Source organism: Nocardia concava NBRC 100430 (assembly GCF_000308815.1).
GTDB classification, from domain to species: domain Bacteria; phylum Actinomycetota; class Actinomycetes; order Mycobacteriales; family Mycobacteriaceae; genus Nocardia; species Nocardia concava.
In genome coordinates this window covers 36,891-61,526 of sequence record NZ_BAFX01000005.1, presented here as the reverse complement: position 1 = coordinate 61,526, position 24,636 = coordinate 36,891, and the positions used below count along the sequence as shown (strand labels likewise).

General features: G+C 67.6%; 24 protein-coding genes. 9 read left to right on the top strand and 15 right to left on the bottom strand.

Features of this window, described 5'->3' with window-relative positions:
- Window positions 1-59: 59 nt before the first annotated feature.
- The 3 genes from ON43_RS46710 to ON43_RS01455 are packed head-to-tail and all read right to left on the bottom strand — an operon-like array spanning window position 60 to window position 3,744.
- Window positions 60-1,067 carry a tetratricopeptide repeat protein gene (locus ON43_RS46710; RefSeq protein WP_040802624.1) on the bottom strand — a complete coding sequence of 336 codons (1,008 nt, stop codon included), beginning with the start codon at window positions 1,065-1,067 and terminating at the stop codon, window positions 60-62.
- Window positions 1,064-2,497, bottom strand: coding sequence for a tetratricopeptide repeat protein (locus ON43_RS01460; protein ID WP_040802622.1), 1,434 nt, complete (start codon window positions 2,495-2,497; stop codon window positions 1,064-1,066). Before ON43_RS01460 ends, ON43_RS46710 begins: the two co-directional genes overlap by 4 nt.
- Window positions 2,494-3,744, bottom strand: coding sequence for an ATP-binding protein (locus ON43_RS01455; RefSeq protein WP_040802619.1), 1,251 nt, complete (start codon window positions 3,742-3,744; stop codon window positions 2,494-2,496). The genes ON43_RS01460 and ON43_RS01455 overlap by 4 nt, the downstream gene beginning before the upstream one ends.
- A gap of 264 nt (window positions 3,745-4,008) precedes the next feature.
- Between ON43_RS01455 and ON43_RS01450 the strand changes: the two genes are divergently transcribed.
- A complete protein-coding gene (locus tag ON43_RS01450) occupies window positions 4,009-5,361 on the top strand; it encodes a serine hydrolase domain-containing protein (RefSeq protein ID WP_040802617.1) in 1,353 nt (450 codons plus the stop codon).
- A gap of 27 nt (window positions 5,362-5,388) precedes the next feature.
- Here the strand turns inward: ON43_RS01450 and ON43_RS01445 are convergent, their stop codons facing one another.
- Window positions 5,389-6,624 (bottom strand): helix-turn-helix domain-containing protein, encoded by a 1,236-nt coding sequence (locus ON43_RS01445; protein WP_040802615.1) that lies wholly within the window; start codon window positions 6,622-6,624, stop codon window positions 5,389-5,391.
- Window positions 6,625-7,078: 454 nt separating this feature from the next.
- On the opposite strand from ON43_RS01445, the gene ON43_RS44560 reads away from it, so the two are divergent.
- Window positions 7,079-7,279 (top strand): hypothetical protein, encoded by a 201-nt coding sequence (locus tag ON43_RS44560; RefSeq protein ID WP_157513863.1) that lies wholly within the window; start codon window positions 7,079-7,081, stop codon window positions 7,277-7,279.
- A gap of 57 nt (window positions 7,280-7,336) precedes the next feature.
- Here the strand turns inward: ON43_RS44560 and ON43_RS01440 are convergent, their stop codons facing one another.
- The 3 genes from ON43_RS01440 to ON43_RS01430 form a co-directional block, all read right to left on the bottom strand.
- Entirely contained in the window at window positions 7,337-8,368 is a 1,032-nt protein-coding gene (locus ON43_RS01440; protein WP_040802613.1) for an aspartate-semialdehyde dehydrogenase, read from the bottom strand.
- Between the two features lie 4 nt (window positions 8,369-8,372).
- Entirely contained in the window at window positions 8,373-9,638 is a 1,266-nt protein-coding gene (locus ON43_RS01435) for an aspartate kinase (protein ID WP_040802611.1), read from the bottom strand.
- A gap of 87 nt (window positions 9,639-9,725) precedes the next feature.
- On the bottom strand, window positions 9,726-10,151 hold the full coding sequence (locus ON43_RS01430) for an SgcJ/EcaC family oxidoreductase (protein ID WP_040802610.1): 426 nt from the start codon (window positions 10,149-10,151) through the stop codon (window positions 9,726-9,728).
- A 92-nt stretch (window positions 10,152-10,243) separates the two neighbouring features.
- Here ON43_RS01430 and ON43_RS45875 point away from each other — a divergent pair, with 92 nt between their 5' ends.
- Window positions 10,244-10,726: a MarR family winged helix-turn-helix transcriptional regulator gene (locus tag ON43_RS45875; protein WP_051177749.1), complete on the top strand. Its 483-nt coding sequence runs from the start codon at window positions 10,244-10,246 to the stop codon at window positions 10,724-10,726.
- A gap of 44 nt (window positions 10,727-10,770) precedes the next feature.
- On the opposite strand, the gene ON43_RS01420 is transcribed toward ON43_RS45875, so the two are convergent.
- Complete coding sequence (locus ON43_RS01420) at window positions 10,771-11,343, bottom strand: dihydrofolate reductase family protein (protein WP_040802608.1); 573 nt, start codon at window positions 11,341-11,343, stop codon at window positions 10,771-10,773.
- Window positions 11,344-11,415: 72 nt separating this feature from the next.
- Here ON43_RS01420 and ON43_RS01415 point away from each other — a divergent pair, with 72 nt between their 5' ends.
- The 4 genes from ON43_RS01415 to ON43_RS01400 all read left to right on the top strand — a co-directional run bounded on the left by ON43_RS01415 (window position 11,416) and on the right by ON43_RS01400 (window position 14,271).
- On the top strand, window positions 11,416-11,994 hold the full coding sequence (locus ON43_RS01415) for a TetR/AcrR family transcriptional regulator (protein WP_040802606.1): 579 nt from the start codon (window positions 11,416-11,418) through the stop codon (window positions 11,992-11,994).
- Between the two features lie 32 nt (window positions 11,995-12,026).
- On the top strand, window positions 12,027-12,209 hold the full coding sequence (locus ON43_RS01410; RefSeq protein WP_040802604.1) for a DUF1918 domain-containing protein: 183 nt from the start codon (window positions 12,027-12,029) through the stop codon (window positions 12,207-12,209).
- 179 nt (window positions 12,210-12,388) lie between these two features.
- Complete coding sequence (locus tag ON43_RS01405) at window positions 12,389-12,973, top strand: SRPBCC family protein (protein ID WP_063712469.1); 585 nt, start codon at window positions 12,389-12,391, stop codon at window positions 12,971-12,973.
- Between the two features lie 89 nt (window positions 12,974-13,062).
- Window positions 13,063-14,271 carry a low temperature requirement protein A gene (locus tag ON43_RS01400; RefSeq protein ID WP_040802714.1) on the top strand — a complete coding sequence of 403 codons (1,209 nt, stop codon included), beginning with the start codon at window positions 13,063-13,065 and terminating at the stop codon, window positions 14,269-14,271.
- Window positions 14,272-14,288: 17 nt separating this feature from the next.
- On the opposite strand, the gene ON43_RS01395 is transcribed toward ON43_RS01400, so the two are convergent.
- From ON43_RS01395 to ON43_RS01365, 7 genes are all read right to left on the bottom strand, one after another.
- Complete coding sequence (locus tag ON43_RS01395; protein WP_051177747.1) at window positions 14,289-15,071, bottom strand: hypothetical protein; 783 nt, start codon at window positions 15,069-15,071, stop codon at window positions 14,289-14,291.
- Window positions 15,072-15,146: 75 nt separating this feature from the next.
- Window positions 15,147-16,775: a GMC family oxidoreductase gene (locus ON43_RS01390; RefSeq protein WP_040802602.1), complete on the bottom strand. Its 1,629-nt coding sequence runs from the start codon at window positions 16,773-16,775 to the stop codon at window positions 15,147-15,149.
- Between the two features lie 123 nt (window positions 16,776-16,898).
- Window positions 16,899-17,609, bottom strand: coding sequence for a type 1 glutamine amidotransferase (locus ON43_RS01385; RefSeq protein WP_040802600.1), 711 nt, complete (start codon window positions 17,607-17,609; stop codon window positions 16,899-16,901).
- Window positions 17,606-18,832, bottom strand: a complete 1,227-nt coding sequence (locus tag ON43_RS01380) for a Mur ligase family protein (protein WP_040802710.1) — start codon at window positions 18,830-18,832, stop codon at window positions 17,606-17,608. Before ON43_RS01380 ends, ON43_RS01385 begins: the two co-directional genes overlap by 4 nt.
- A gap of 88 nt (window positions 18,833-18,920) precedes the next feature.
- The gene (locus ON43_RS01375; protein WP_040802598.1) at window positions 18,921-19,541 is read right to left on the bottom strand and encodes a pyridoxamine 5'-phosphate oxidase family protein; all 621 of its coding nucleotides are present in this window, start codon (window positions 19,539-19,541) and stop codon (window positions 18,921-18,923) included.
- 64 nt (window positions 19,542-19,605) lie between these two features.
- The gene (locus ON43_RS01370) at window positions 19,606-21,372 is read right to left on the bottom strand and encodes a hydroxysqualene dehydroxylase (RefSeq protein WP_040802597.1); all 1,767 of its coding nucleotides are present in this window, start codon (window positions 21,370-21,372) and stop codon (window positions 19,606-19,608) included.
- Window positions 21,373-21,402: 30 nt separating this feature from the next.
- The gene (locus ON43_RS01365; RefSeq protein ID WP_051177745.1) at window positions 21,403-22,353 is read right to left on the bottom strand and encodes an EamA family transporter; all 951 of its coding nucleotides are present in this window, start codon (window positions 22,351-22,353) and stop codon (window positions 21,403-21,405) included.
- Window positions 22,354-22,629: 276 nt separating this feature from the next.
- On the opposite strand from ON43_RS01365, the gene ON43_RS01360 reads away from it, so the two are divergent.
- Together ON43_RS01360 and ON43_RS01355 are read left to right on the top strand one after the other, a co-directional pair.
- Window positions 22,630-23,529 (top strand): LysR family transcriptional regulator, encoded by a 900-nt coding sequence (locus tag ON43_RS01360; protein ID WP_040802706.1) that lies wholly within the window; start codon window positions 22,630-22,632, stop codon window positions 23,527-23,529.
- A gap of 63 nt (window positions 23,530-23,592) precedes the next feature.
- Entirely contained in the window at window positions 23,593-24,582 is a 990-nt protein-coding gene (locus tag ON43_RS01355; RefSeq protein ID WP_040802596.1) for an LLM class F420-dependent oxidoreductase, read from the top strand.
- The last annotated feature ends 54 nt before the right edge of the window (window positions 24,583-24,636 follow it).

Genomic DNA, 24,636 nt, shown 5'->3' with positions numbered 1-24,636 from the left:
CGGTAAACAAAGGTGTATACAGTCTCGGCGGCTCCGACCAGCTGCTATCGGGCGATGGGTCAGGGCGGCCCGGGCACTTGGACGGTTGGTTGGGGGAACTGCGAACGCCAGTCCGGGGGCAGGGTCGGCCTCGGGAGGAACGTTGGCGGGTGCAGGTACTCCGACGGGAGGTAGGGCTGCGTCGGGTGCCGATTGTCGTGGGCGGGGCTCGGGGAGTCATTCGAGCAAGCCGAGACCAGACCACGGATCAGCATGATGGCCACGAAGAACGCGGCAAAGCGACCGAAACGACCGACACGGAAGCCACTCGTTAGCTGATTGCCTTGGAAGGCAGCGGCTTCCCGGGCGGTCCGCTGGGCGGCCAGGCTATTGGCCAGTTTGGTGACACGCTCCAGCTGCTCGCGCACATTGTCGCCGTACTCGGGGTCGAGCTCGGCCACCCGGCGCAATTGCTGTCTGGCCCTTCGGATATCGCCGCGTTCCACGGTGATCAGTGCCAGCTCGTAGAGCGCCTGGGAGTGCTCGGGTTGCAGGCGCAGTGCCTCGCGGAAGGCCGCCTCGGCCCGGTCCAACGCGTCGGGAGCCCGCAGCTGCCAGCGAAAGATCAAGCCGCGCAGCATATGTGAGCGGACATTGTCGGGATCCAGTTCCAGGGCCCGGTCCAGGACCCGCAGCGCCGCCGCCGGGTCGGTGTCCCACTGGACGATCGCCTGGACCCGGAGGCTTTCCACCTCATCGGGGCTCAGTTCGACGGCCCGGCGCGCCGCCGCCAACGCCCGCGATCGGTGCCCCGCGGCCGGGGCGCCTTTCGTGGCCAGGTTCAGCCGATACTCCGACAGTGCCCGTATTCGCCAGGCATAGTCGGCATTCGGCGCCACCCGCAGGGCAGCCGCCGAAAACTCCAGCGCCCATTCGTATTCCCCCAGCTGGCGGCACAGGTCGGCCATGCGCGCCAGCGCGGTCGCGTTGTCCGGCTCAGCGGCGAGCACCTCCGCCAGCAGCTCCCGCGCCGCTTCGAACCGCCCGAGTTCGCTGAGGATCAGCGCCTTCTCGATCTTCTCGCTCATCCCTGCCTCGGACTACTTGCCGACGGTGGTATCTCGGGCAGATGGGGCGGCTCGTAAGGCTGGTACATCGGCGCGCCGGTGGTCGGCGACGGGACCGACCGGTGATCGTCGGCGTGAGAGGCGCAGGCATAGAGGGCCAGCCGCGCGAGGAGGAGCGCCGGGATCAGAACCAGCCACCGGATTTTCCGCCGAACGCGCACGGCGGCAGCGAGATCCACGCCGGATGCCGACGAGCCGAGCCCACGGCGAACCTTGGCCCGCTCCCGCCGCTCGCGACGCGCGATCGCCTGCTCCGCGGCGTGTTCGACATCGTTCTCGAGCTGCCGCTCATGCTGCTGTCGAGTCTGCTTCTCGCGCCGCGCCGCCCGCGCCTCGATGGCCCGCTCGTCCTCGGCCTCGAGGGTCGCGATGTGCGCCTCGACCTGCCCCATCCGCGCCGGATCCAGTCGGGCGACCTTGCGCAGCCGGTTGATCGCGGCGCGGCGGCGACCGCACAACCAATCGGCGAGCGCGGATTCATAAAGGATGTCGGCGTTTTCAGGCTGTTCCTGCCGCAGCTCCGCCAATCGCGCCGTGGCCTGCTCGACATCGGCGGGCTCGATACTGCGCCATCGATCGGCATCGCAGCGCCGCAGTTCCGCCAGCAGTTCCGGATCGTCGACCAGGATATTCGGTGAAACTCGGTGCGGCCGGGCAGGTTCGATCGGCGGTGGTTCCGATGCCGCCTCGGACAGTCGCCGCTGCTCAGCCAGCACCCAACCGAGCTCACGGCGAACCTCATCGGCTCCGGCCGGGTCCAGCTGTCCTGCCTGCCGCAAGCGTGCGGCCGCCTCGTCCAGATCTCCACGTTCCCTGGCCACTCCGGCCAGTTTGTGGACGGCCTTGGCGTTGGCCGGGTCGAGGCGCAGCACTTCCCGTAAAGACTCCTCGGCCCGATCCGGCTCCCCGGCCACTCGATATATGGTCGAACGCAGCTGAAATGCCTCGAGGTTCTCCGGGTCCAGTTCGAGTGCTCGGTCGAGCGCGGCCAGCCCCACGGCCCGATCGATCGGCGAGAGCAGGAACCCGTAAACGACGAGATTCTCCGGCTTCGCGGGATCGAGTTCCACCGCGCGCCGCGCGGCGGACACCGCGATGCGATACCACTCCACGCGATCCGGAGATCCGGGGTCCGCTCCCGAGGAGAGGTTGTAGGCGGCCCGGGCCCGGATCGTCCAGAGCGCGTCACCCTCGGGTGCGATGGCCAACGCTGATGTCGCGCAGTCGAAGGCGCACTGGTTCTCGGCGCACAGGAGCGACAGGGATGCGAGCACGTACAGCGCCCGCACATCGTTCGGGTTGGCGGCCACCACCTCGGTCGCCAGCTCGCACCCCGCCTCCGGTCGGCCCAGCTCGGCCAGCGTGAGAGCCTGTTCGAGCTTGGGGTTCATCGGTTCTTCCGGGTGCGCATGTAGGTGGCCAGGTCGTCGTAGCTGCCGTCGTTGTTGGCGAATTCGACGACGTTGCGGGCGGATTCGAACCAGGCGCCGGTGCTGGGGCGGGTTTGGGTGAGGGCGGTGGCGATGTCGTCCATGCGGACCGGGCGGACGGTGCCGGTGCGGATGGAGTCGGCCATGGCGAGCTGGGTTGCGGCCTTGCAGATCTGGGCCAGGTCGGCGCCGGAGTAGTTGTCGGTGCGGGTGGCGATGGCGTTGAGGTCGATGCCTTCGATAGGGCGATCCTTCAGGTGGTGGCGCAGGATCGAGACTCGGGCCGCGTGGTCGGGCAGGGTCACCAGGACCATGCGGTCGAAGCGGCCGGGGCGGCGCAGCGCCACGTCGACGTCCCACGGGTGGTTGGTCGCGCCGATGACATAGACGCCCTCGTTGTCGCTGGTCATCGAATCCATCTCGGTGAGCAGCTGATTGACGGTGGAGCGCAGGGAATTGGAACCGGACAGGTGACTGCGCTTGTGACCGAGGGCGTCGATCTCGTCGAAGAACAGCACGCAGGGCGCCTTGCGGCGGGCGGTGCGGAAGACCTGCTTGAGGTTGTATTCGCTGCGGCCGGTGTACCAGTTGAGGACGTCGGCGATCTCGATGGCGTAGAAGTTCGCGCCGAGCTCGCCCGCGATGGCCGACGCCACGAAGGTCTTGCCGCAGCCGGGCGGGCCGTAGAGCAGCAGGCCGCCGCGGGCGCTGGTGCCGAAGGCCTTGGCCAGCTCCGGGTTTCGCACCGGACCCAGCAGCGAGAGTTCCAGCTGCCGCTTGACGTGCTCCATGCCGCCGACATCGGCGAGGGTGAGCTTGGGCCGTTCGAAGAGACCGACATCGCCCTCGACGTAGACCTCGGGTTTGTCGTTCACGAAGGCCGGTTCGATGATGTCGCCGACCTGCTGTTCGGCGGCATCCCAGTCGTAGCCGGTGGCATCTGCTTCCCGCCCGGCGGCATCGGGTTCCGGCGACTGCGCGGAAGACGCTACCGCTCCCCCGGCCAGCGCCGCCGTACTGCGTTGCAACAGCGCGTGAATCTGCGCGTTCGCCGGATCCTGCGCCAGGGCCGTGGCGCAGTGGCCGAGCGCCTCGGCATGCCGGCCCTTGGCCGCCAGCAGCTCGATCACGCTGATCCGAACCGGCAGCAGCTCGGGATTGGTGTCGAGCACGGTCAGCAAATTGGTGATCACCGGATCGTCGGTCAAAGCTCCCCCAGAAAAGTGCGATAACTGCACCGAATGCTAAACGCAACGGGTGACACGGGACACCGCACGAACGGGGTTGCCCGGATCACAACCCGCGGCGCGGAATAGATCCGGAGCGGCTCCGGTTGATGACCATTGCTGGCGTCGGAACAGCCCCGGGCCGCACCCTTCGTCGCTACGAGCGACCACTCGCCGAGAGGCGCTTGTTGGGCGTCAGCGTCAACTTCCCCGGTTCGCCGGGATGCCCGCGTTAGCCTGGGCGCCATGGTGCGCAGGCGCAGGGGGTGGGCCGCCGTGATCGCGGTGGTCCTGACGGCGGGCAGCGTGATCATCGGTGGCGGCGGCGCGGGAGCGGCGCCGCCATCGGCGCGTTGCTCGGAACCCGCGGGGCGGGATTTCGAGCGGGCCGTGCCGGAACAGACCGGTGTGGACTCGGGCCTGCTGGGCGCCGCACTGGATTTCGCGGCCTCGCGGAATCGCTTGAACGTGCAGGTTTTCCGGCACAATTGCCTGATCGGCGAGGGACCCTGGAATGCCGAAACCGGTGGCGTGCCGTGGAATGTCTGGAGCGTCACCAAGAGCGTCGTCTCGCTGCTGGCCGGAATCGCCTGGGATCGAGGAAAACTCGATATCGGCGCCACCCTGGACCGCTATCTCCCGCCGGGCATCGGCGATCCCGAACATCGCACGATCACCGTGGAGAATCTGCTCCAGGAGACCTCGGGCCTACGCGTGGGCGCGGTGACCGAGGGGATTACCGGCATCGTGCCCATCGATCCGTTCAGCGCGGTACAGGCCCTGGGGGTGCCGTTCGACGATCCGCCGGGCACCGCCTTCCAATACAGCCAGCGCAATGTGGATCTGCTGTCCTATGTCGTGGAATTGGCTGTCGGCGAACCACTCCAGGAATTCGCGCAGCGGGAACTGTTCGGCCCCCTCGGAATTCCGCGCACCGATTACTACTGGGCGCGCGACCGATCCGGGCACACTTACGGATACGCGCATCTTTTCATCCCGCCCGACGATCTGGCGCGCATCGGGATGCTGGTCGCCGAACACGGTCGATGGCACGGCCGCAGCATCGTTTCCAGCGCCTACCTGAAACGCGCGCTCACCCCGTCGGACACCAACTCCTGCTACGGCTATCTGTTCTGGACCGGTCCCGGCTGCGCGGAGAATCCCGAATTCCTGCCCACCGACAGCTATTCCATGTCCGGATTCGGCCTGCAGCACGTATATGTGGTGCCCAGCCTGGATCTGATGGTGGTGTGGACCGGCGTCTTCGGCGTCCACACCACGCAGGGCCCGAGCGGCCTGCTGCAGAACTGGACCGAGCCGCCGCACGAGTTCTTCCGCCGTCTGTTCGCGGCGTTCACCGGGGATTCGATCCCCGATCCGGGCCCCTACGTGGAGGCCCCGCTGTCGGTCGACGTCGGCGGGTATTTCGATCCGGACATCACCCTGGCCGTCTTCGGTGTCGGCGCGGATGCCTATCCGGGTTGTAACCTGCTCTCCTGCTTGAACGTTCCGTTGCACGCGCCGTTCAGCGACGCGCCGCCGGGCTGCCTGCTGGTGGCATGCGTCGGACCCGATCCGCGCACACCGGGAATTCGCTGACCGGCCGTCACTCCCGAGCTCGAATGTTTACGGCGTGACCGCCGCCCGGCTCGCCAGCTCCCGTAGTTCGTCGGCCGGTCGGCGACCGGCGAACTGCAGCAGATCACGCACCACCTCGCGGGCGCGATGATCGGTGTGCACCAGTTCGGGGGTTAGTCGCTCGGCATTGAGCAACGCCTCCAATGCCTCACTCGCCTGCCGCCGCTGCGCGTGCGCGCGAGCCACATCGACCAGGAAGCGGGCCTGCCGCTCCGGCGAGAGGATCGACGCGTCCACGGTGCGCGCGGTATCGAGTGCCTCACCGGCATCACCCAATTCGACCGCCACCGCCACCGCGTGCACGGCGACGCCGGTCGGACCGAACTCGGTGTCGAAATCGTTGCGGCCCTCGCCCAGCCGGTCGGCGGCGGTCCGCGCCGCCGCCAGCCCGCTGCGGGCGGCCGTGCGATTTCCGTCCGTCGCCGCGATCACCGCCAGCATGAGCTGCAGAGATCCGTAGAGCGACAACACTTCCGGTTTGGGTTGCTCGGATGCCGCCTGCGCGGCGAGCGCCGCCACCGACACCCGCGCCGCCTGCTCGGCCTGTTCCAATCGCTGCAGGCGCAGGAAGGCCTGTGCCATGCGATAGGTCCCGGCCACCACGCTGAGCGCGTCACCGGATTCCTCGGCCGCGGACAGCGCGCGGTCGGCCGCGACCCAGGCCGCGTCGACTTCTTCCTGACGGGTGAACGCCGTCGCGGCCACCTGATAGGCGCGCGAGAGCAGGGTCAGCACTTCGGGTCGCTGTGTGGTGCAGGACCGCGCGGCGTGCTCCAGATCCGGGATCAGTTCCAGCAGACTGCTGCCCACCTCGACGAGGCGGGATTCATGTGCCAGCTGCCAGGCCAGATCGACGCGCTTTTGTAGCTCGGCGAGATCCGTTGCCGACTCGCGATCGGATTCGTCCCCGAAAAGCTGTTCCAGCGCCGGATGTCCGGTGAGCAGCAACCGCAGTTGCTCGAAAACCGCCGAGCCGGGCCGATGCCCGTCGCCGCGGTCGGCGGCCATGGGTTCGGCCGCCTCGGGTCTGAGGTCGCGTACCGCCACGCCGAGCACGTCCGCCAGTCTTTGCAGAACGGACAGTCGCTCAACAGGCAGCACATCTCGCTCGACCTGCGACACCCAGCTTTCCGAGCGCCTTATGGCCGCTCCCAGTTCCTTCTGCGATAGTCCCCGCCGCCGGCGCAACTCCGCTACCCGTGCCCCAAGGGTACTTTCGGCCACCGGGTCAAACTCCTTCTGCCTGATCGGCTTTCCCGGCCGTCACCGCCCGCTTGTTTCGCCGATGTCTACCATGCCCTTCTCCTTCCGCCCTTTCCGTCCAGACGGGATCTGCCGACAAGGATTCCAGACCGGGCGAGCTTACGGCGCACAGTATGGAACATGGATTTTTCTTATTGCACCGCAATTTTTCTGTGTTTAACGTTTGAAGAGGACCCGTCGAACCAAACGGACGACAAGAGGTGGTCATGCCCGGCGAACTTCTCTTCTTCCTACTCGGAGCCGGAATCGGCGGCGCGGCAATGTGGTTCGCGGCGTGCGCCCTTGCGGCCACCAAGTATTCCTCCACTGCCGACGGGGCGACGGTGCAATCCATCACCGCGCGCCTCGAACGCGAGGGTATCCGGAACTCGCCCTCGATGAAAGGTCAACCAGCGGCACATCGAGCACAGCCCAGATGACCGCCGTGCCCGATACCGACGAAGTTCGTGTGCGCCTGAGGTTTCCCGGAGGAATGATCTTGGATTATCGGGCCGACCGCGCAATTGCCGAACGCCTCGCAGCGCATTTGCGGCCGCATCGCATTGAAGTGACCATTGACGGCTCGCTCACCGACCGACTACCCCCCTTGCCGTGCGCGGAACTGTGGACGGATTGATGATTCAAAAACGGACCGTGCACATTGTTGTGCACGGTCCGTTACGGGTAAAGCTGATCAGTTGTTCAGAAGAACTTCCGCGATCTGAATGGTGTTGAGCGCGGCACCCTTCCGGAGATTGTCACCGGAGATGAACAGCGCCAGACCACGGCCGTCCGGCACACCCGGATCCTGGCGGATGCGACCGACGAGCGACTCGTCGATGCCCGCCGCGGCAAGGGGGGTCGGCACGTCGGTGAGTTTCACGCCGGGCGCCTTCGCCAGCAGTTCCTCGGCGCGCTCCACCGAAAGCGGCCGCGCGAATTCGGCATTGATCGAGAGCGAGTGGCCGGTGAAGACCGGGACGCGCACGCAGGTGCCGCTGACCAGCAGGTCCGGCAGACCCAGGATCTTGCGGGACTCGTTGCGCAGCTTCTGATCCTCGTCGGTCTCGCCGCTGCCGTCGTCCACCAGCGCACCCGCGAGCGGGATCACGTCGAAGGCGATGGGGGCCACGTACTTGTTCGGGGCCGGGAAGTCCACGGCCGAACCGTCGTGCACGAGCTTCTCGGCATCGCCGATGACGGCGCGCACCTGGCTCGCGAGTTCCTCGACACCGGCCAGACCCGAACCCGAAACCGCCTGGTAGCTGGACACGATCAGGCGCTGCAGGCCCGCCTCGTCGTGCAGCACCTTGAGCACCGGCATGGCGGCCATGGTGGTGCAGTTCGGGTTGGCGATGATGCCCTTGACCAGGTTACGGGTGGCTTCCGGGTTCACCTCGGAGACGACCAGCGGCACCTCGGGATCCTTGCGCCAGGCCGAGGAGTTGTCGATGACGGTGACACCGGCCGCGGCGAAGCGCGGGGCCTGCACCCGGGACATGGTGGCACCGGCCGAGAACAGCGCGATGTCCAGTCCGCTCGGGTCGGCGGTCTCGGTGTCCTCGACCACGATGTCCTTGCCGCGGAACGGCAGCGTCTTGCCCGCCGAGCGCGAGGAGGCGAAGAACCGCACCTCATCGGCCGGGAAGTCGCGCTCCTCCAGCAGCTTTCGCATGACCGCGCCGACCTGACCGGTCGCGCCGACGACGCCTACACGCACACCCATTGCTCTATCGCCCCGTTCCGCCGTGGACCACGGCGACCTCGTCGCCGCCCAGATCGAACGCCGAGTGCAGCACCTTCACGGCCTCGTCCAGATCGGTGTCCTTGACCAGCACCGAGATCCGGATCTCCGAGGTCGAGATGAGGTCGATATTGATGCCGGCCTCCGCGAGCGACTCGCAGAAGGTGGCGGTCACGCCCGGGTGCGACTTCATGCCCGCGCCGACCAGCGACACCTTGCCGATGTGGTCGTCGTACACGACCTGGGAGAAGCCGATATCGCCCTGCCGCTTGGTCAGCAGCTCGACGGCGCGCGGGCCCTCCAGCTTGGGCAGGGTGAAGGTGATGTCGGTCTTGCCGGTCTCCACCTTCGAGATGTTCTGCAGCACCATGTCGATATTGATCTCGGCATCGGCGACCGCGCGGAACACCTTGGCGGCGTAGCCCGGCTCGTCCGGAATGCCGACCACGGTCACCTTGGCCTCGCTGCGGTCGTGCGCGACGCCCGTGAGGATTGCTTGCTCCAAGGGGATGTCCTCCATCGATCCGGTAATCATGGTGCCCGTCTTGTCGGTGTACGAGGACCGCACGTGGACGGGCACGTTGTAGCGGCGCGCGTACTCGACGCAACGCAGCATGAGAACTTTCGAGCCGCAGGCGGCCATCTCCAGCATTTCCTCGTAGGAGACGGTGTCCAGCTTCTGGGCGTCGGAGACGATGCGCGGGTCGGCGGAGAAGACGCCGTCCACATCGGTGTAGATCTCGCAGACATCGGCATTGAGCGCGGCGGCCAGCGCGACGGCGGTGGTGTCGGAACCACCGCGGCCCAGCGTGGTCACGTCCTTGCTGTCCTGACTCACGCCCTGGAAGCCGGCGACCAGCACGATGGTGCCCTCGCCGAGCGCCTGCTGCACCCGGCCCGGGGCCACATCGATGATCTTGGCGTTGCCGTGCGTGCCGGTCGTGATGACACCGGCCTGCGAACCGGTGAACGAGCGGGCCTCGGCGCCCAGCGAGTGAATGGCCATGGCCACCAGCGCATTGGAGATGCGCTCACCGGAGGTGAGGAGCATGTCCATCTCACGGGCCGGGGCGGCGGGCGCGACCTGCTGGGCCAGATCCAGGAGTTCGTCGGTGGTATCGCCCATGGCCGAGCACACGACGACCACGTCGTGGCCCTGCTTCTTGGTCTCGATGATCCGCTCGGCGACCCTACGGATGCGCTCGGCGGTGGCGACCGAGGATCCTCCGTACTTCTGGACGACTAGAGCCACGGCGGAAATCCTCCAAGATCGACAAACTGCTGCTACCGACCCACAACAGTACCGGCCCAGGTCTCGCGGATTTCCGCCTACCTCCTCCTACTTGGTGAACAAGGCGTTGAACAGCCAGTGGTACTTGGTGTTCTGGAAGGCGGCGATCGACCACTCGCCCCCGGTGCGGACGACCACGTACTGCACCATCTTGGTGTTGAAGCGAGTGCGCTTCTTGTTCCCCTTCACCACCGCACCCATCCCGTGCACGAGCGCCACGTCCGGCGCCACGAAGCGCACCGAGGTGATCTCGCCGATCGTGCGGGTGCCCTTCAGGTACTTCGCGAACAGCGGAACGTGCGAGGCCTCGATCGCCTCGCGCCCCTTCAGTCGCTGGCCGAACCAGGTCGTGTAGTCCGCGTCCGGGGCGAAGACGGCCGCGAAGGCCGCGGCGTCCCCGGCCTCCCAGGCCCGGTCGGCGCTGGCCAACAGGTCGCGGATGGCGGTTTCGTCGGTGAGTTGCTGCGTGGTCATGACCCCTCCAGATATCTGCTCAGATCATCAACTGATCGAGTAAGTAGTTGAATGAGTAAGATATTGTCCGAGTAAGACTAGGCTGTCAACCGATGACCGAGAAATCAGGGAAAACCCCGACACACGAGGAGCTGGGGGCCGCGCTCACCTTCGCCGCCCAGCGCAGCGCCACCGATGCCGTCATGCTGCACGGCGCCATGGCCGACAAGCTCGGCCTGCACGTCACCGACCTGCGCTGCCTGAACATGCTGCGGATCGGCGGACCGGCCACCGCCGGGGAACTCGCCCAGCGCACCGGCCTGACCACCGGGGCCATCACCCGGATGATCGACCGGTTGCTGAAGGGCGGTTTCGTTCGGCGCGAACACGATTCGAAGGATCGGCGACGGGTGATCGTGACCGCGCTCGACGACCGCATCGACGAGATCGCGCCGCACTACGAGGTGCTGGCGCGCGAGTTCGGCAAGATCGCCGGCGATTACAGCGACGAGCAGCTGGAGTTGCTGCTCGAGATCTTCAACCGGCTGCACGAGACCTCGCTGCGCGTCACCACGCTGCTACGCGAAAGCGACTGAGCCCGAAGGACTCAGTCGCTTTCGAAAGGAATTCGGCAGGGCGATCAGATCCGGTCGAGCCAGGTGACCTGAGTGCCGTTGCTGAACTCCTGCCGCTGGGTGACGGCGAACTGGGCCGGGCTGAAGTTGCCGCCGATCATGGGCAGGCCCGCGCCCGCGATCACCGGGTAGCGCTTGATGACGAGCTGATCGATCTCGTCGACGAGTACCCCGGCGAGCTTGGAGCCGCCACAGAGCCAGATGCCCTTGCCCTCCTCCTTCTTCAGGCGCCGAACCAGGCCGACCGGGTCGGACTCGACCAATTCGACCGCGGGATCGGCGATCTCACCGATCGTGGTCGAGAAGACGTACTGCTTCAGGTGCGAGTACGGGCTGGTCATGCCCGCCGCCAGCCCGGGCTCGTAGGTGCCGCGGCCCATGAGCACGGTGTCCCAGTCCCGGTTCGGCACACGGGCGACCCCGGCCTGCTCCCGCATGAAGTCCGGGACGGTCTCCGGGTAGCGCTCGTTGATCCAGGCCGCCAGATCGTCGGCGATCGGATAGAAGTCGTATTCACCCTGCGGACCGGCGATGTAACCGTCGAGGGAGACCGCCACGTAGTAGGCAAGCTTTCGCATGTTGTACCGCCTTGTTCGTAGTACTATGTCCGTAGTGGTTACGAACGTAGTACTACAGATGGAGTGGTGTCAATGGCTCGGACGAATCCGGAGCGGCGCAATGCGTTGATCGACGCGGCCATCGAGGTCCTGGCCCGCGACGGTGCGCGCGGGCTGACCTTCCGCGCGGTCGACAAGGAGGCCGGGGTGCCCGCGGGCACGGCCTCCAATTACTTCCCCAATCGGGACGAGCTTCTCCTGCAAGCCGGGCACCGCTACTACGAGCGGCTACAACCCAGCACCGAGACCATGGACCACCTGTTCACCGGACCGCGCACCCGCGAGACCATCGCCGAGCTGATGCGCGAAACCGTCGGGCGGGTCACCGATTTCCGGACGGGATATCTGGCGTTGCTGGAATTGCGCTTGGAGGCCGCGCGCCGCCCGGAGCTGCAGGCGGTGCTCACCGAGCGGGTGCGCGCCGACATCGACTTCAATGTGCGCAACCATCTGGACGCCGGCCTGCCCGGCGACGCCGATTCGGTACTGCTGCTGTACCTGGCCCTCAACTGGCTCATTGTCGAAAGGCTCACGCTGCCAGGAATTTTCACCGAGGAGGAGGCGGGGCGGTTGATTCGGGTCGCGGTGGATCGGGCCATCCCGACCTTGTGACGAGCATCACTTCGGGCGAATAATCTCCAGGCATGCGAGCGAGTGTCGGTGACCATCTGGTCATCCATGGGCGCAATGTCGGACTCCCCGATCACACCGCGGAAATCGTGGAAGTGCGTGGCGCGGACGGGGAACCGCCCTACGTCGTCCGCTTTTCCGACGGGCGGACCAGCCTGGTGTTCCCGGGTCCCGACTCGGTAGTGGAGCCCGGCTAGCGGGACCTGTTTCCGATCTCCGGAAACTATTTACGATCTCCATGCGGGGTGCGCGGATTCCCATGTCAGCCAGGGAAAACCGGTCGCACAAGACCGACCAGTCGGTAAGAAGCGGAAGTCGACACAGTTGACTCCCGAAGCGACGCTGGTCACAATCGGTCCCCGAGTGGAGGGTAGATATGCGCACGAAAACTGATCACCGGTTCGTCATCGACATCGATCCCGACCAGGTGATGGACGCGCTGCTCATGGTCGAGCAGATGCCTGATTGGTCGCCCTCCCACCAGGATGTCCGGGTCGCCACCCGCGACAAGTTCGGCCGTCCCAAACGGGTCTACGTGTCGGCCAACCTGATGGGCCGACCAGACCGGCAGGTCGTCGAGTACACCTGCACCGAGAACCGGGTCGAGTGGCGGGTTTCCGAGTCGAGCGCCGGAGCCGGCGGCAAGGGCTGGTTCGACCTCGCCGAAACCGAGGACGGCGCAACGGAAATCTGGTACCACTCGGAGATCTACCTGCCGATTCCGGCGCCCGGCATGATCATGAAGCGCAGCGCCCGCAAGGAGGGCGAGGCGATGATCAACAACTTCGTCGCCTTCGTCGAGGCGGTCACCGGCGTCGAGGGACTCGGCGAGATCGACGAGGCGACCTACGCCGAACCGGCCAGCGAATACGAGCAGTCCGGCGGCGGCTTCGTGCAGCCCGGCTACGGCCAGCGGATGGAATACGGCCGCAATTTCGAGCCCGGCTTCGGTACCGCGTAGCGGCCGGGCTTCGGTACGGCTTGATGCTCGTGGTGAACACTCGCCGCTGACACTGCCTTTCGAGCCGCGCGTTAGGCAATATGTCCCTCATGCCCGGTCCCTTACGAGCCCGCATCATGCCGGTCGCCGAAGACGCCTCGGTGACCCAGCTGGAACTGTTCTTCGACCTGGTGATCGTCTTCGCCTTCACCATGGTCACCGACTTCGCCGCGCACGAGACCACCGCGGTCAATCTGCTGCGCTCCCTGCTGATCCTGGCCATGCTCTGGTGGCTGTGGATCGGCTACTCCTGGCTCGGCAATGTGGTCAAGGCCGACGAGGGCATCGCCCGGGTGGCCATGTTCGTGGCCATGGGCGGCGCCTTCATGATCGCGCTGACCATTCCCGAGTCCTTCCACGATCTGCCGGGCGGCTGGTACGGGCCGCTGGTCTTCGTCATCTCGTACCTGGTCGTACGCCTGGTGCACCTGGCCGTTTTCTGGCTGGCCAGCGCCAACGACCCCCAGCTGCGTCGGCAGGTGATCCGCTGGGCGGCGGCCTCGGTCAGCGTGGCCAGCGTGCTGCTGGTGATCGGTGCGTTGAGCCACGGGACCACCCAGCTGGTGCTGTGGCTCGCGGCGCTGATCTGGGAGATGGGCTCGACGTTCTTCGCGGGCGACGAATGGCGGCTCTACTCGGCCTCGCACTTCGCCGAGCGGTACGGGTTGATCGTCATCATCGCGCTGGGCGAATCCATCGTGTCGATCGGCGTCGGCGTGGCCGGGCTGCCGATCTCGTGGTCGATCACGGTGGGATCGATGCTGGGTCTGACGGTGGCAGCCCTGTTGTGGTGGGCCTACTTCGATGTGGCCGCGCTGGTGGTGGAGCACGCCATGCATCGGGCCGGGGGCGAGCGCCGCATCCAGATCGCGCGCAACTGCTACACCTTCTGGCACTTCCCGATGATCGTCGGAATCGTGGCCATGGCACTGGGTTTGAAGAAGGTGCTCAGCTATGTCGGTGGAGCGCAAGGGCATTCGCTCAGCGATGAGCTGCACGGGATCCCGTTGTTCGCGCTGTACGGCGGCGTGGTGGCGTATCTGATCGCGCTGGTCGGGTTCCGGCACTACGCGACCGGGAAGGTGCTGGTGCCGCGCGTGGTCGCGGCGGTGGTGCTGCTGATCCTGATTCCGCTCGCGTCGGCACTGCCCGCCCTGGCCGCGCTGGGCATGCTGTGCGCGGTCCTGCTGGCCTTGATCGGGTTCGAGGTGGTCCGGTATGCCCAGCCGCGCGATCTGATCCGGCACGGGCTCGACTGAGGGGTCGTAGCGAGGGCTCAGAAGCGGGGCCGGTGGTCGACCGACTCGGCCACCCGCTCCCCCGCGTGCACGGCCTCGCGGATCTGATTGATGTTCTCGCGCAGCGCATCCGCCACCAGTTCGTCGGTGCGCGGATCGGCCAGCACCTGGAAAACCACGCGGAAGCTGGCGTCGGCGATGCCGCGAATGATGTCCTCGTGGAACGGGACATAGCGCACCCGGCCCAATTGCGGGTCCTGCCGGATGATTTCGAGGATCATCTGGTCGATCTCGGAGCGGTTCTCCTCCAGCGCGCTGGCGATATTGCGGGTGTACTGTCCCGTGCGCAACACCTCGGCGACCTCCTCGAGCACCGCCACGGTCACCGGGCGCTTGATCGCGTCGACGATCGCGCCCACCGAACGGTTCACGACGGCCGCGGTGATCCGGTCGCCGAACGCGCGGTCGGCCACGCGCCCCAGCCGCACCGCGATCACCACGATCCGCAGCAGCCGGAAACCGCGGAAGAACGGGCTGGTCACCGGGATCATGCCCAGGACCTCGTACCAGTAGATGAAGGGGAAGGTCCAGTTCCAGCCCTCCCGCCGCCAGCGCCACAGGAATTCGGCCAGGAACACCGCGCAGATGCTGTAGTCGAGGATCCGGATGGCCCGGTAGGTCTGGTCCGCGACCGGGAAGAACGTCACCCAGACGACCAGCGCGACGGACACCACCGCGAGGGCGAGCATGACGAAGTCCATCCACAGGACCGGCGGCTTGTGGGGGAACTCCTCCGCCTCCGGTGCGTCGGCCTCGATCACGACGTCCCCTTCCTCATCGAACGGTCCCGCCAGCGTAGTCGGCGCAAATGACCGGGAAGGGGTCCGCGGTGCGCGTTACTTACCGGCGCGGATGATCGCCTCGATATTGCGTTCGGCCACGGCGGTAATGGTGAGCGACGGGTTCACCGTCGCCGTGCTGCCCGGAATGGCCGCGCCGTCCATGACGTAGAGCCCCGGATGCCCGTGCACTCGCCCGTAGCCGTCGGTGGCCTGCCCCAGCACCGCGCCGCCCAGCGGATGCGCGGTGAAGAAGCCTTGCGCGTCATAGCCGATCGGCGTGTAGTCGACCATCGAGCCGCCCGCCTGCGCCACCTTGTGATCGACCGCGCGGCACGCGGCCACCACCCGATCCTGCGCCTCCCGCGGCCAGCTCAGCCCGACGGCATTGCGGCCGCGGTCGTAGCCGAAGCGGGCGCGGGTCGGATCCAGCACGATGCCCAGCGAGGCGATCGCGCCGGTATCCACCGGAATGCCCGGGACATACCAGTTTTCGAGGTGCAGCGGCATGCCCGACTCGTCGAGGATGCGGCTGGCGCTGGGCACGCCGCCGCCGGCCGCGCCCGGGGCGGTGAAGCTACGGGCCAGCACCACATCGCCATTGGTGCCCCAGCCGTCGCCCACGTGCTCGTTGAGATTGGGCAGGGCGCCGGTGGCCTGCGCGCGCACCAGCAGTTCGGAGGTGCCGACCGAGCCCGCGCCCAGGAACAGGCGATCGCAGGTGAGGGTGCGGGTGCCGAGTACCTGGCCGGTGGGCGACAGCTTGGTCACCGAGACCACGTACTTGCCGGAGCCGTCCTGGCCGATGGAGTCGACCCGATGGCCCGGGAAGATGGCCGACTTGCCGGTGCCCTCGGCGTAGCGCAGATAGTTCTGGTTCAGATCGAACTTGGCGCCGTTGGAGTTTCCGAGATTGCTGCGCGCCGCGGTCGCCGACGCGCGGCTGCCGCCCGCCAGTTCGGAGCGCACCACATCCCAGTTGAAGATCGAATCATTGGCCTGCGGTTCATATCCCGCGGCCCGCACCTGCTGATCCCACATCCGGGAGTGGGCGAAGGGCGCGGAGTCGTAGACGTCCTGCGGCATGGCGGACAGCCGCAGCATCTGCCGGACCCGCGGGTAATAGACCGAATCCAGTTCGTCGTAGCTCACCACGCCCCGGAAGACCTGATCGAACAGGTGCTTCGGCGGCGCGACCATGGCGCCGGTGAACACGATCGACCCGCCGCCGACCGCCGCGGCCCGCCACACGTCGATGCCCGGGTATTCGGTGACGTCGAGTACGCCGCCGAAATCCGCGAACGGCATGGGCACCCGGGTGACGCCGGTGAAGCTGGTGCGATGCCAGAAGCCGCGGCCGTCGGGCAGATCGTCGCCGGTGAAGATCTCGCGCCAAGGATCGTTGGGCCAGCGTGAGCCGCGCTCCAGCACCGAGTTCTGCACGCCCGCCTCGGCCAAGCGCAGCGCGGTCACCGCGGCGCCGAAACCGGAGCCGATGACGATGGCCTCGCTGTGTTCGGGCGGATCCGGTAGCGGCGCGAAGATTTCCGGCACCCAGGCCTGGAACAGCGCGTTCCACAGCGGATTGGCCGACGCCGTACCGGCGCCGCGCGTGGCGGCACCCGTCCCGGCGCCCGCCAGCAGGGCCGCCATCCCGGCAGCCTTGAGCACGGCGCGTCTACGCAACCGGCCACCTCCCTCTGTTCGCATGGCCGCGCGCGAGATTACCGGCCGTTGATCACCGCCTCAACAGGTTCGGGAACTATCACAACGATCGGCGGTCACCTCTGACCGATATGGGCAATCCGCTCAGGCCCGCAGGCGCTCCCGGCGCAACCGGTCGACCTCCGGGAGATCCAGCGGCGGAAGCGAATCCACGCCCAGGGCCCGGCTCAGCAGGTAGTCGGCGAGCTCGGGATTGCGGGCCAGGGCCGGGCCGTGCATGTAGGTGCCGAGCACCGAACCCTGCACGACGCCCTCGAGGCCGTCGCCCACACCGTTGCCGACGCCCTTGGTGACCCGTCCCAACGGCTTGGCGTCACCACCGAGTTTGGTTCCGCCACGGTGGTTCTCGAAGCCCGTGAGGGGCTGGGCCAGACCCGGGATCAGCGGCTGGGTGGCGACCTCGCCGATGGCGCGCTTGTCCTGCGGGGAGGTGGTGACGTCGAAAAGACCGACGCCGTCGACCCGTTCGCCCGAGGAGGTCTCGTACCAGTGGCCGAGCACCTGGATGGCCGCGCAGATGGCGAGCACCGGCGCGCCGCGCCCGGCGGCCTCCTGCAGGCCCGGGTAGCGCTGCAGGTGGCGGGTGGCCAGGCGCTGGGCGCTGTCCTCCGCGCCGCCCAGGGTGTAGACGTCGAGCGAGTTGGGAACCGGCTCGGTGAGCGGGATTTCGATGATCTCGGCGTCGTAGCCGCGCATGCGGGCGCGCTGGCGCAGCACCACGGCATTGCCGCCGTCGCCGTAGGTGCCCATCACGTCGGGCAGGACGAGGCCGATGCGGACGGTCGAATCGCTCATGCTTTGGTTCCCGCCTCCAGATCGCGGTTCAGGTCGCGGAACGCGGTGTAGTTGGCCAGCACCTCGACGCGGCCGGGCGGGCAGGACGCGATGGCGCGCAAGGGATCCGCGACGGTGATGTGCTCGACTCCAGCGTAGGTCAGCCGCACCGCGAGATCGGTGGCCCGCTCGCCCGCGGCCACCACCTGGGTGCCCTCGAAGTGCTCGAAGCGCACATCCCACAGCCAGGACAGGTCCTCGCCGTCGGGCACCTGGCCGTTGACCGCGATCACCAGACCCGTTGCGGCCGGGTCGATCATGGACAGGGCCTCCTGCCAGCCGGCCGGGTTCTTGGCCAGCAGCATGCGGGTGCTGCGGCCGTCCACGTCGATGCTGCGGTAGCGGCCCGCGATCTCGCGGACGGTGCCGGTGGCAGCGGCGGCCTTGACCGGATCCGCGCCCAGCGCGACAGCGGCCGCCACCGCCTGGGCGGCGTTGCCACGGTTCGCCCGGCCCGGAAGGGCAAGGGAGAGCGGGATTTCCAGCCCGTCGGGACTGTGCAGGCCCTGCTCGTCGACCCGCCACTGCGGCTCGGGACGCTTGAAGTCCGCGCCGGTGCTGTACCAGTGCTCGCCCTCCCACACGATGGGCTCGCCGCTGCGCGGGCAGCTGGTGGCGTCCACCGACCAGCCGCTGCCGGCCGACACCCACACCACGTTCGGGTGGTCGTAGGCGATGGAGGTGACCAGCACGTCATCGCAGTTGGCGATGAGCACGGCGGCGGGATGCCGGGCCATGCCCTCACGCAGGCGGCGCTCGATCATATTGATCTCGCCGACCCGATCGAGCTGGTCACGGGAAAGGTTCAGCAACACCACGACCGACGGGTTCAGCGCGTCGGCCACATGCGGCAGGTGCAGTTCGTCCACCTCGATGGCCGCCAGGGGCGCGGTGCGGTGCGCGGTGAGCGCGGCCACGATGCCCGCGTCCATGTTCGCGCCGTCGGCCTGGGTGGCGACCCGGCCGATAGTCTGTAGCGCCGCGGTGGTCATGCGCGTGGTGGTCGACTTGCCGTTGGTGCCGGTGATCAGCACCGTGCGCTTACCGCGACCCAGCTGCGTCATCAGCGAGGGATCGATCTTCAGCGCGATCAGCCCGCCGATCATGGAGCCGTTGCCGCGCCCGGCCCGCCGGGAGGCCCACGAGGCGGCCGTCGCCGCCCGCAGCGCCAGCTGTCCGCGCATCGAGATGTCTGCCACGACGCGAGTTTATGGGGACGGCGGGAGCGATGCGCGGGCGGTATCGAGGCCGGTGATGTGAACTACACCGCGGTCAGCTCTTGTAGAGCAGCTCCTCGTAATGATTGGCGTAGTAATCCTCCAGCTGCTCCACGGTTTCCGGGGTCGCCGGCTGCAGTTCCTTGACCATGGTCGCGTGCGAGGGCATATCGACCTCGGCCCACTTCTCCGGCTTCCACAGATTGCTGCGCAGCATGGCCTTGGCGCAGTGGAAGAAGATCTGCTCGATGGCGATCTCGATGGCCAGGATCGGGCGATGGCCCTTGACCACCATGTCGTCGAAATACGGTGCGTCGCGGACCAGCCGGGCACGGCCGTTCACGCGCAGCGTCTCGCCGCGGGTGGGGATCAGGAACAGCACGCCCACATGGGGATTGGACAGGATGTTCAGGTAGCCGTCGGCGCGGCGGTTGCCCGGGCGCTCGGGAATCACGATGGTGTGGTCGTCGAGCACCTTCACGAAACCCGCCGGATCGCCCTTCGGGGAGGCGTCGCAATTCCCCTCGGCGTCACTGGTGGACAGCACCACGAACGGCGAATTCGCGATCCACTGCTTGTCCCGCGCGTGCAGCGCGACGCGCTCCTTGGAGACGGCGCGCGGGTTCACCTCCCCCAGGAGTTCACGCAGTTCGGCCGGGTCGGTGATCTCGCTCATGATTCGATTCAACGCGCCCGGCACCCGTGCGCACCAGCGATTTTCCCGTGGTGTGAGAAATTCCCTAGGCGTCGAACATATTCGGCTGGCCCGCCGTGAAGCGAGCGATGTCCAGCTGCCGGAACGGTTCCAGCGCCTCGGAGCGGTAGAGCGTGAACAGCTTGCAGCGCGGGGCATCCGACCCGGAGACGTCGAGGATCTTGTTCACGGCCGTGCGGGCCGCCTCGGACGCACCCTCCATGGTGGCGAGGTCCACGTTGGTGCGTACGTAATCGCCCGCCAGGAACAGGTTTCCGAGCGTGGCGCTGTGCGATTCCGGGCGCAGCGCCCAGGATCCGGCCGTATTGATCAGCAGCGGATCGGCATTGACATTGCGTTTCTGCGCGGCATCCCAGGCGATCCCGGTGTCCAGGAACCAGGAGTGCAGATCCTCGTCGCGCAGCAGGTCGGCCCGATCGTTCAAATGGGCCTTCAGCTGCGCCCACACCTCGCGGGCGATCTCCTCGTGCGTGCACTCCTTGGCCGTCTTGCCGTACAACATGCCGGGCGTGTTCCAGTCGGAGATGTCTACCGACAGGCAGTCCTCCACGGTGCCGTCGCCCAGGCCGGTGACCGGCGTGCGGTTCCAGAACTGGCCCTGGGAGATGGAGGTCAGCGACCACGGCGAATCCACGTAGGCGACGTGGCCGCGCGCGATATCGGTGCGGCGGCGCAGGAAGAACTGGATGCCGGTCATCCAGTCCACGGTCAGCTGGCTCATGCCCGCCAATTCCGGTCGCAGCGAGAGGATTTCGGGTGTCCACAGGGCGCGGGCCACCTCCACCGGCATCGCGCTCACGTAATGGTCGGCGATGACCGTCTGGGCCGATCCGGACGAATCGACCACGCGCGCACCGGAGATCCGCGCACCGTCGACATCCAGGCCGCGCACCTCGGCATTGACGAAGGTGACTCCCAGTTCCCGGAGCCGGTTCACCCAGGGGTCGATCCACGCCTCGTTGGTGGCCCCGTTCAGGAGCCGGTCCAGCGCACCGTCATTGGCGACCTCGAGCGGGTTGCCCAGGAACTGCTCGCCCATGGTGCCGATGGTGAGGGTGCTGGCCTTGTCCTCCTTCGCGGCCACCAGCAGGGTGGTCAGCGTCCGCGAGAGCAGCATGCGAAATTCGTTGGAGCGCTTGCCCGCACCCACGTAGTCGCGCCAGGAGACCTGGTCCCACTGGCCGTAGCGGCGGGCGTCGCAGCTGGTGTTGAAGACCAGCAGGCGATTGGCGAAATAGAGGGCGTCCGCGGTGCCCATGCTGGTCGAGGTCGCGATGGCCGAGCCGACCGTCTCCCGGAAGTCGGCCGGGGTGGACCAGATCTTGCCGAACTTGCCCATGGGAATGAGGGTGTCGTCGGCGTCGGTGCGGGAGAACCGGGCTTCCGGGGCGGCGACCAGGTTGTCCCACACACCGTTGGCATTGCCCGCGAACGGGATTCGCCGCATGGTGTCGGGAATGTGGCGGTAGAAGCCGGGGAAGAAACGGAATCCGTGCTCACCCCACAGTTCCGGCCGCCCGTCCTTGCCGCTGCCCGGCACCGCGATGCTGCGCGCCTTGCCGCCGAGGGCCCGCCGCTCGTAGACGGTCACCTCGAAGCCGCGTTCGGCCAGTTCGTGGGCGGCGGTCAGACCCGCGACCCCGCCGCCCAGCACCGCCACCCGACGCCCGGTCTCGGCTCGGGCGGAGGTCGGTCGCGCGGCCCCCGCCGCCACCGTCCCCGCCATCGCCCCGGCCGCTATCGCTCCACGCAGCACTGTCCGCCGCGTGACGGACAAACGCTGTCCTGCCATACCCGTTACCTCCCACGCCTGGGGAGGATCCTAAGGAGCTGTCGCAGACAGATGGTCCGTTGGGGTGGAAATTTTCAGACTGATGCCCCGGAATTTTGGGGCTTTCCGGCCGGCCGAGGTCGCGGTGAACGCTCCGACGATCACGATCACGGCTCCGACCAGGGCCAATGCCGACGGAGTCTCGTTCAGGAAGGCCCAGGAGGCCGCGATGCCGACCACCGGCACCGCGAGCGACAGCGGGGCCACCGTGCTCGCCGGATAGCGGCTCATCAGATAGGTCCACAGGCCCGAGCCGGCGATGGTGCCCAGCAGGACGATGTAGGCCAGGGCGGCGAAGGCGGGCCAGCCGCTCGGCGAGAACGAGTCCAGCAGATCGTTCCAGCCGGTGGTAGGGCCCTCGGTCAGCGCGGACAGCGTGAACATGGGGATCGGCGGCACCACGGCCATCCACAGGGTCAGGTGCAGCGGGTTGACGTTCTCGGATTCGGCGGCGGCCAAACGGGATCCGATATTGCCGAAGGCCCAGCCCAATCCGCCGAGCAGGGTCAGCAGCAGCGGCAACAGCGCCGCGTGATGCGAACGGTCCCAGCCGATCACGGCCATACCGGCCATGGCCACCGCGATGCCCGCCAGCTGAATGCCGCGCAGCCGCTCCCGCAGGAAGACCGCGCCCAGCAGCACGGTGAACGGCGCGGACGACTGCAGCACCAGCGACGACAGACCGGTTGGCATCCCGGTCCGCATGGCCGTGAACAGAAAGGCGAACTGCAGGATCCCGAACCCGACCCCGTACAGCAGCAGCCACTTCCACGGCACCTGCGGCCGCGGCACGAAGATCAGCACCGGAATCGCGATCACGGCGAACCGCAGCCCCGCGAAGAAGAACGGCGGGAAGTGCTCCAGCCCCACATGAATGGCCAGAAAGTTCAGGCCCCACAGCACCACCACCGTGAGCCCGAGCAGTCGATCGCGATTGGTCATGCCGAAAATCTTGCGGGCACCAATAGGTAAGAACAATCGAATAATTCTGCAACAACGATGTAGTACAACTTAACCGTGCAAGCAGATCCACCCCGCTCGGTCCCGCCTCCACGCCGCGTCACCCGGGACACGCCCGGCGAATCCGCGCCGGATGTGTCGCGCGGTCCCGCCCGCGCGGAGACCGGCACGCCGCCGAGCACCCCGGCACGGGCGCGGCGGGTGGTGGCGGCCAAAACGACCGGAGCCGAGCGGACCGAGGCACCGGCCGGGCCGCTCATGTCGCTGGAAAGGCTGCGCGTCCTGCGCGAATTGGCCGATCGCGGGACGGTTGCCGCTGTGGCCGAAGCACTGTCGATGACGCCGTCGGCGGTGTCGCAGCAGTTGAAGGTGTTGGCCAAGGAAGCGGGCGTCGCGCTCCTGGAGCCCGATGGTCGGCGGGTGCGGTTGACCGACGCGGGACGGGCGCTCGTGGTCCGGGCCGATGAGGTGCTCGAGGCCATGGAACGCGCGGTCACGGAGATGGCCGAGTATCGCGGCTCGCCGCGTGGGCGGGTGCGGGTGGCCCTGTTTCCGTCGGGGGCGACCCTGCTGCTGCCACATGTGCTGGCCGAATTGGCGGACAGCGGCGTGGAGGTGGTGGCGGCCGACGAGGACGTGCCACCGGGTGAGGTGCCGCGTTTGCTGGCCGATTACGACGTGGTCCTCACCCACCGCGATGAGCGGGCGCCCTCGCTGGGCGGCCCCCGGGTGTCCGCACGGGTTCTCATGCGCGAGCCGATCGACGTGGTGGTCGCTCCCGATCATCGCCTGGCCCGGCAGGGTGCGGTGGTGCCCGCCGAGCTCTCCGACGAGACCTGGGTCAGCGTCCGCACCGGGTTCCCGGTCGACGACGTGCTGCGCTCGATCGCCACGGTCACCGGCGTCCAGCCCCGAATAGCCCAGCGGCTCAACGAATTCAGCGTCATCGAGGCCCTGGTGGCCAGCAACTACGGCATCGCCCTCATGCCCCGCTACGCCGTCCGCCACCCCGACCTGGTCATGCTCCGCCTGGCCGGTGTCCGCGCCGCCCGCGTCTACGACCTCGCCACCCGGCCCCATGCCGACAAGCGCCCCGCGGTCGCCATGGTCATCGCCGCCTTCCAGACCGCGGCCCGCCGCGCGACGGGCGCGGAGTAGCGCCGCGGAACACCGGAATTCAGCGGTTGACTTGGAGTGCACTCCAAGTTTTAGCGTGGCGGCATGAGCATTCGACTCGGGTATCAGATGCCGAACTTCAGCTACGGGGTCGCGCCGCGGGACTTGTTCCCGGCGGTGGTGGCGCAGGCGCGCGAGGCCGAGGCGGCGGGGTTCGACGCGGCCTTCGTGATGGATCACTTCTACCAATTGCCGCTGCTCGGGGCGCCCGAGGAGCCGATGCTGGAGGCGTACACGGCGCTGTCCGGGCTGGCGGCCTCGACCGAGCGGATTCAGTTGTCCGCCTTGGTGACCGGCAATACCTACCGGAATCCGGCGCTCACCGCCAAGACCGTCACCACCCTGGACGTGGTGAGCCGGGGGCGGGCCGTGCTGGGCATCGGGGCCGGCTGGTTCGAGCTCGAGCACCAGGCCTACGGATTCGACTTCGGCACCTTCACCGAGCGGTTCGAGAAGCTCGAGGAGGCCCTCGAGATCATCACGCCGATGCTGCGCGGGCAGCACTCCACCCACGACGGCAAGTGGTATCGCACCCAGGACGCCATGAACGAGCCGCGGGTGCGCGACGATCTGCCGATCCTGCTCGGCGGTGGCGGCGAGAAGAAGACCTTCGGGCTGGCGGCGCGCTTCGCCGACCACCTCAACATCATCTGCAATGCCTCCGAGCTGCCGCGCAAGCTCGACGCCCTGCACGCGCGCCTGGACGAGGTCGGCCGCGATCCGAAGACGCTGGAGACCAGCTTCCTGGCGTTCGTCATCGTCGACGAGGACGGCGATCGCGCGCGCAAGACCCAGGCCGAGATGCTGGCCCGGATCGGCATCACCGACCTGGGCGCGCTGCCCGTGGAGGCACTGCGCCAGACCCCGGCCGACCGCCAGTTCGTCGGCACCCCGGACCAGGTCGCCGAGCAGATCCAGACGCGGGTGCTCGATCAGGGAATCGACGGCGTCATCGTGAACATGGTGACCAACGGCCACGAGGCGGGCGCGGTGGAACTCGCCGGTCGCGCGCTGGCGCCCCTGGTCAGGGCCTGACCTCCGGCAAACGGAATGTCCCGCAGTTCGATTCGAACTGCGGGACATTCTCGT